At 28.1% G+C, this 1,017-nt stretch carries 3 protein-coding genes; all 3 read left to right on the top strand.

Features of this window, described 5'->3' with window-relative positions; translation table 11 throughout:
• Positions 1–234: SDR family oxidoreductase (locus tag AMN80_RS02145; protein WP_143323375.1), on the top strand; the 234-nt coding region annotated here is incomplete at its 5' end.
• A 46-nt stretch (positions 235–280) separates the two neighbouring features.
• Positions 281–520 carry an acyl carrier protein gene (locus AMN80_RS02150; protein ID WP_075520365.1) on the top strand — a complete coding sequence of 80 codons (240 nt, stop codon included), beginning with the start codon at positions 281–283 and terminating at the stop codon, positions 518–520.
• A gap of 6 nt (positions 521–526) precedes the next feature.
• The coding region (gene gmk, locus AMN80_RS02155; RefSeq protein ID WP_075520366.1) for a guanylate kinase at positions 527–1,017 on the top strand (491 nt) is incomplete at its 3' end.

Genomic DNA, 1,017 nt, shown 5'->3' on the forward strand with positions numbered 1-1,017 from the left:
GAGTATGCAAAAAAAAATATTAATATAAATTGTATCTCTCCTGGCTTTATCGAAACACAAATGACTGACAAAATTGATCCAAAATTTAAAGAATTAATTATTTCGAAAATTCCCTCAAATCGACTTGGATCACCAGACGATGTAGCAAATGCGGTAGCATTTTTATCTTCAGATTTAGCCAATTATATAACTGGTGAAACAATTCATGTTAATGGAGGTATGTATTTAGGTTGACAAAACTTCTATTTTATTTATTAAGAAATTATACAAAGGATTCAATATGTCAGAAGAAATATCAAGTAAAGTAAAAAAAATTGTAGCAGATCATTTAGGTATAGACGAAGCGAAAGTTGTTGATGAAGCAAGTTTCATCGATGATCTTGGTGCAGATAGTTTAGATACAGTTGAACTAGTAATGGCTTTTGAGGAAGAATTTGGTTCTGAAATTTCAGATAGCGAAGCCGAAAAAATTCTAACAGTTGGTGATGCTATTAAATTTATAGAGAGTAAAAGTAACTAATTTTAGATGTCCTTAAAAAAAAGGGGAGCGATGATAATACTTTCATCCCCTTCTGGTGCTGGAAAAACAACGTTAGTAAAACTAATTTCAAAAAACAAAAAATATTTCACTTCAGTTTCTCATACCACTAGGACTCCTAGGTTAAATGAAATTGATGGTATCGATTATTTTTTTATAGACAAAACTCAATTTCAAAACCTAATTAATAAAAATGAATTTTTGGAATTTGCAGAGGTATTTAAAAATTATTATGGGACTTCAAAAAAAAATATTATTGATAAACTAGATAAAGGGATAAATGTCTTATTTGATATTGATTGGCAGGGGACAGAACAAATAATTAAACGAAAATTAAATTATAAGTTGATTTCAATATTTATATTACCTCCAAGCAAAAAAGTTTTATACGAACGTTTATCTAGTAGAGATATGAAAGACAAATTAATTGTAGAAGAAAGAATGAAACAATTTGATAAGGATATACTTCATTGGAAAAA

Source organism: Candidatus Pelagibacter communis, from assembly GCF_001179985.1.
Classification (GTDB): domain Bacteria; phylum Pseudomonadota; class Alphaproteobacteria; order Pelagibacterales; family Pelagibacteraceae; genus Pelagibacter; species Pelagibacter ubique_J.